The organism is Lacisediminihabitans sp. (assembly GCF_043726815.1).
In the GTDB taxonomy this organism is placed as follows: domain Bacteria; phylum Actinomycetota; class Actinomycetes; order Actinomycetales; family Microbacteriaceae; genus Lacisediminihabitans.
Genome location: NZ_JAYSJZ010000079.1, coordinates 39,494 through 45,493, shown reverse-complemented (window position 1 = coordinate 45,493; position 6,000 = coordinate 39,494). Strand labels below are relative to the sequence as shown.

The following is a 6,000-nucleotide window of genomic DNA, read 5'->3' as shown; positions in this document are numbered from 1 at the left end:
CTCTGGGGCGTCTCGGCACAGATCGCCATCCGCGAAGCGCAGATACGAAAGAAGGGTTCTTCATGACCGAGCGAGGAAGAGTTCCGTCAGTTCCGCTCGTGAGTCAACAAGTTGGCACCGGCGAAGTACGCGCTATGCATCTCTGCTCTTAAACTTCAGAGACTGGTTGACGACTCACCACGGCGTCGGTCGGTGAATCGTCCGCGGTTTTTGGGGATCCCTCGGTCGCCCAAGCGCGGCTGGCTTCCGGGCCTGGGCGGCTCGTCAGGGAGTTGGAGCGCCCGGGTGCCGTCGTCCCGAGGCAGGGGCTGGACCGCCTCTGCTAGCACGGTCTTCATCCAGCTGCTGTTGTGCCTGAGGGCGAAGAACCTCGCCTTGTTGAACTCTTCCCGCAGCTCCGCACCCGTGGCGAATTTTGTCATGTCGAGCTCGTAGCCTGCATCCGCCGCCAACAACTTGAAGAACACGAACTGGCTACGGGTGTTGCCCTCACGGAATACGTGCACGAAGTTGACCTCGGACCATGCCTCAGCCAAGTCAGTCAAGAATGGATCGAATTCAAGACCCACCAGATTCTGGTGGTCGGTGATCAATCGATAGGCGCGATCCGCTGTGGATTCGAGGGCCGTATCAGATTCGTATGTGTGGCCCGTGTCGGTGTCGCCGGGGTCGACTCCTGGCCCAGCCGATACGTCGGGGCCACCCTTGACCATCAGACTCGGGAATGGCGGTCCGTCGCGGCTTTCACCCGCCCACTCGTAAACGTCCTGGAAGATCCAACGGTGCACCGATTTCATGAAGTCAAAATCGTAGGTTTCCGTCGATAGGGACACGAGCGCTTCGTCAATCCGGGCGACGGTGACGACGCTCTCGAACGTTTCGAGTTCTGAACCGTCCCGGATCTTGCGGATGTTTCGCAGCACCTTGGTGCCCGGATAGACGTAGTCGTCCCAGGACGTGAACTTGCGAGCCATTGTTAGTCGCGGACGGCTGTGATGCGCGCGTACGCAAGGTCAGCGACTTCCTCTGGCGTGATATCACCGCGAATAGACCTACGTACAAGGTCACGTCCTGCGTCGTCGAGGTAATGGCCAGCAACGGCGCTGATACCTTCGGCGGTCTGGAGACGGTGCTCCACCTCGGCCTCGGTGAGTTGCGCGTGCGCTGCGGTCGCTTTCGTCATGGTCATTAGATTCTACCTCCGCAACCTCTATGCGCGGCAGGTGGCGCAGGGAGCTCGCTGCCGCGTTTGTGGTGCTTCAGCAAGCTCAGAAAACAGTTTCTATCTCACTGGAATCGTAAGGCTGACATAGATTCGAATGCCTTGCGCCAAATCTGTGGAGAACTCTTATGCACAACTGCGGCGCGGAGTGGAGGTGAAAGCTGGACACGCGAGAGAGCGCCGGCCACGCAGGAGACCGCGGCACACGCGGGACACAGCTGGACCCGCGGGAGGGCGCCGGACGCGCGCGCGGCACCAATGCCGCGCGCAGCACCGACTGCCGCGCGCGGTGCCAATACCGCGAGCGACACCAAAAGGGTGCGCGGCACCAGTGCCGCGCCCACCCGATGCGCGTACCCCCTCGGCGGGTAGACCGATCGGGTGTTGACCAGTCCGTTGGCTCGTCGTAGGGTTCGAAGGGCGAGTCGCTGGCCGGCTCGGCAGGTTGGGCAAACGGGATTCTCACAGAGGAGACATCGTGATTCGACGCGGATTCGTTCTGCCAGCGGCCATCGCCGCCTTCGCCCTTGCGGCCGTTTCCCTCGGCACTTCGAGTGCCACGGCGGTGCCCGGGGCGGCGGGAACGGAAGCCGTCGGATCCCCCGGCCTCGTGAGCCACCAGGGCCAGTCACGCAAGGACTGCGTGGGCACCGCCCGCAACACCGAATCGAAGATCTGGTTCACCGTGGCGAACGGCATCCTCTCCGATGTCTACGCCCCGACGGTCGATGCGACGAACGTCGAGACCCTGCAATACATCGTCACCGACGGGTCCACGTTCACCGATCTGCAGGCCCGGGACATGACGTACACCGTTTCGTCGGATCCGACGGGCATGGTCTGCACCGTGACGTCGACGGCCAAGAGCGGCAAGTACAGCCTGGTGAACACCTACCTCACCGACCCCGCCCGCGACAGCGTGGTGGTGAGCACCAGGCTTGTCGGGCTCGCCAAGGGGGCGAAGGACTTCAAGCTCTTCGTGCGACTGGATGCGAATGCCGGCGGCAACGGCGGTGGAGGGTCGGCAAACGGCGGGGCGGATACCGCCGTCGTCGACACGTCGACCGGATCCGCGGTGCCCGTCTCATTCGACACGAAGACCACCAGCCAGGCCAACCGCATCGCCTATGCCGTGCCGTCCTACCTGGCGCTGAAGGCGGACCGGCCGTTCGACTCGGTCGGCAGCGGATTCGTCGGCACCGCGAGCGACGGTCTCACCCAACTCGACTCCGCCCACGCCCTTGGACCGGTGGCCACGACGGCGACCGACGGCAACGTGGAACAGACGGCTGGCGTCCGGCTCGGCCGCGACGGCCGGGCCACGATCGCCCTCGGGTTCGGCACGAGCCAGGCCGAAGCGGTGAAGACCGCGAGCGACACGGCGAAGACCCCGGTCGCACGCCTGACCGCGGGCTATCTCTCCGGCTGGGCGCGCTACGACGCGGCGCTCACTCCCCCGATCCTCACGGCGAAGGGTCTCACGGGCAGCCAGCGGCTCACCGCCATCAAGAACTACTACCAGTCGGCGAATGTGGTGAAGGCGTCCGAGGACAAGAAGTACCCGGGAGCGATCGTCGCCGGTCTGGATGCCCCGTGGGGTCAGTCCATCCCGGCCAACGACCCGAACAACCTCTTCGTCGGCGGCTACAAGGAGGTGTTCGCGCGCGACCTCTACGAGGCGTGGACGGCGCTCTACACCGACGGCGACATCCAGACGGCGCGGGACACCGTGCGCTACCTGCTGCTGAAGAGCCAGCAGGCGAACGGATCGCAGCCCCGCAACTCGCTTCTCGACGGCACGAAGGCCGCCGACGCCTTCAACGACCAGCTGGACGAGACGGCCTATCCCATCCTGATGGCGCTGCAGTCCGGCCTCGCCGGCGACAACGCCCTCTGGCCGAAGGTGCGGTCGGCCGCGAACTTCCTGATCAGCCACGGGCCGAGCTTCGGGGTGGAACGCTGGGAGGAACAGACCGGCTACTCCCCCTCCACGATCGCCGCCGAGATCGCCGGTCTGGTCGCCGCCGCCACCATCGCCGACCAGCACAACGACCCGGCAAGCGCCCGCGTCTGGCGCGCCACGGCGGACCAGTACCAGCGCACGATCAAGGCCTGGGGCGTCACGACGAACGGCCCGCTCTCGGCGGACCCGTACTTCATCCGGCTCTCCAAGACCGGCGACCCCAACGCGGCGATCAGCTACAACGTGGGCAACGGCGGCCCCACCCTCGACCAGCGAGCGGTGGCGGATGCCGGCTTCCTCGAATATGTGCGTCTCGGAATCCTTCCCGCGACCGATCCCGTGATCCTCAATTCGCTCGTCGTCACCGACGCCACCATCCAGCGGCCGACCGACAGCGGCACGGGGTGGCTGCGCTACAACGGCGACGGCTATGGTGACTGCTTCGTAGGTGCCGGCACGAGCTGTGCGGTGACCGGCGCACCGTGGACGAACAACTTCTCGGGTCTCGGGCACCCGTGGCCGGTGCTCGGCGCCGAACGTGCCCAGCAGTATCTGGCCCAGGGGCAGGCGACCGCGGCCTCCGGCGTGCTGCTGTCGATAAACCGGATGAACTCCGGCCCCGGGCTCGTTCCCGAACAGGTGTGGGACCGAGCGGATGTGCCGGCCTCGCCGTACGGGTCGGACCCGGCGACGGCATCCATCGGCTTCGTCAACGGCAAGGCGGACGGCTCGGCCTCGCCCCTCACCTGGGGCTCGGCGTCGCAGGTGCGGCTCACCGCTGACCTCGCGGCCGGCCGTAGCCTCGAACAGCCGGCCCAGGTACGCGACCGCTACGTGACGCACACGCAGGGCACCACTCCGCTCACCGTCACCTCCCCCGCCGACGGGTCGGCGACCGGCGCCACCACCACCGTGGCGGGTACAGCGGCGCCCGGGGCCACCGTCGACATCGCGGACGTAGCGACCGATGCCAACAGCGCCACGACGCTCACCAACACCACCGCTGCCGCGGACGGTTCGTTCAGCGTGGACGTGACGTCGGCCGCCGGCACCAATGTGTTCGTGATCTCGAGCACAACCGAGGGCGGCACGGCGCAACTCGTCCGCTCCGTCGTGAACGATGTCGTCAACGGCACGCTCATCTTCAGCGCCGACGACCCGACCGGCGACGACAACGGGCCGGGCAACTACGCCTATCCCCCCGCGGGCGACTTCCACGCCGGAGCCTTCGATCTCACGAAGTTCCAGGTCTACGACACCGGCTCGACGGTGACCTTCCGCGTGCAGACGCGTGACCTCACCCCCACATTCGGCTCATCGAACGGGGCCCAGCTGGTTGACGTCTATGTTCGCGCTCCCGGTGCGGCGCCCACCTCGACCGCCTCGTCGTACGACGGCATGAAGTACGCCGTGTCGCCGTGGAGCAGGCTCATCGAGGCGCAGGGCTTCGGCAACAACCGGTTCGTCGACACGACGGGCACGAGCGCGGGCACGGTCACCGTGGCCGCCAACTCGGTCTCGCGCTACATCACGTTCAGCGTCGACAAGGCGGCGCTCGGAGGCACTCCGGCGAGCGGGTGGGGATTCGCCGTGGCACTCACCGGCCAGGACGGCACTCACGGCTTCGACCAGACCCGCGCGTTCACCAGCACGCCGGGCCAATACAGCTTCGGGGTCTGCGCCGCGGCCAGCGCCTCGCCGTTCTGCGTCGCCGATCCGAATGCCGTTCCCAAGGTGATGGACACCATCACCCCGAGCGGAGTGAGCCAGTCCGCCGAGCTCGACTACACGGCGACGAACCCGGTGACGCTGCAGGCGCTCGTGATTCCCTAGCCGGAGAAGCCTAAACTGGGGCGCACATGCGACTCCTCCTGATCCGTCACGGCCAGACCCCGGCCAATGTGCTCGGGCAGCTCGACACCGCGAGCCCCGGGCCCGGGCTCACCGACCTCGGCGCGCGCCAGGCGGCGGTGATCCCGGATGCGATGCGCTTCGAGTCGATCGATGCCATCTTCGCGTCGACACTGGTTCGCACCCAGCTCACCGCAGAGCCGCTCTCGCTCGACCGTGGACTGGAGGTGCGCGTGGGACGCGGCCTGCACGAGATCGAGGCCGGGGCGCTCGAGGGGCGAAGCGATCGGGACTCCGTTCGGGCCTACCTGGACACGATCTTCGCGTGGGGCACCGGCGACCTGGACGTGACGATGCCGGGCGCGGCGGACGGGCATTCCTTCTTCCGCCGCTTCGACGCTGACATCGAGATCGCGGCCGCGGAGTCCGACACGGCCGCGGTGTTCAGCCACGGGGCGGCGATCAGGGTGTGGACGGCGGCTCGGGCACAGAACGTGCCGCCCAGCTTCGCGGGCACGAACGAGCTCGGCAACACCGGGGTGGTCGAGCTGATCGGTTCGCCACAGGACGGCTGGACGCTCGTTTCTGGGCCGGGCTGCCGGTGGGCGGGGCGAGGCTCGCTGACGAATCCGCCCAGGATCCGACCGGCGGGCCGGTCTCGAACGCCTAGGTGTACTGCCTGGCACGCCTTGTGCAGGACGCTGCCGCCGTCCACGGGCACACACCGCGCGGACTCCCGTTGTGCAGGACGGGTTGTTCAGGACCGTTCCGGCGTCCAGGGGTGCCCACCCCACAGACTCCCGTTGTGCAGGACGGGTTGTGCAGGACGGCGCGAGCGGAGAGCGAGGACCATTTGTTCAGAACCGACGGGAGCGTCCTGCAGACCGGGACCGTCCGGGTCGCCACACCCCTGTGTGTCCCGCTAAAACTGTGTTGCCCGGGCCGTCTTGCCCAAGCCGTCCTG

Annotated in this window: 4 protein-coding genes; 2 read left to right on the top strand and 2 right to left on the bottom strand. The window is 67.0% G+C overall.

Annotation, left to right across the window (positions count from 1 at the left end):
* Positions 1 to 155 precede the first annotated feature (155 nt).
* Positions 156 to 974 (bottom strand): Fic/DOC family protein, encoded by an 819-nt coding sequence (locus tag ACHZD8_RS12545; protein ID WP_394770763.1) that lies wholly within the window; start codon positions 972 to 974, stop codon positions 156 to 158.
* Between the two features lie 2 nt (positions 975 to 976).
* Entirely contained in the window at positions 977 to 1,183 is a 207-nt protein-coding gene (locus ACHZD8_RS12540) for an antitoxin VbhA family protein (protein ID WP_394770762.1), read from the bottom strand.
* A gap of 517 nt (positions 1,184 to 1,700) precedes the next feature.
* Here ACHZD8_RS12540 and ACHZD8_RS12535 point away from each other — a divergent pair.
* Positions 1,701 to 5,018 carry a glucodextranase DOMON-like domain-containing protein gene (locus ACHZD8_RS12535; RefSeq protein ID WP_394770761.1) on the top strand — a complete coding sequence of 1,106 codons (3,318 nt, stop codon included), beginning with the start codon at positions 1,701 to 1,703 and terminating at the stop codon, positions 5,016 to 5,018.
* A gap of 26 nt (positions 5,019 to 5,044) precedes the next feature.
* Positions 5,045 to 5,962, top strand: a complete 918-nt coding sequence (locus tag ACHZD8_RS12530) for a histidine phosphatase family protein (RefSeq protein ID WP_394770760.1) — start codon at positions 5,045 to 5,047, stop codon at positions 5,960 to 5,962.
* Positions 5,963 to 6,000 lie beyond the last annotated feature (38 nt).

Excerpts from the sequence above, each read along its gene's own strand:
- ACHZD8_RS12545 (WP_394770763.1), bottom strand. The coding sequence starts at position 974 with ATGGCTCGCAAGTTCACGTCCTGGGACGACTACGTCTATCCGGGCACC.
- ACHZD8_RS12540 (WP_394770762.1), bottom strand. The coding sequence starts at position 1,183 with ATGACGAAAGCGACCGCAGCGCACGCGCAACTCACCGAGGCCGAGGTG.
- ACHZD8_RS12530 (WP_394770760.1), top strand. The coding sequence starts at position 5,045 with ATGCGACTCCTCCTGATCCGTCACGGCCAGACCCCGGCCAATGTGCTC.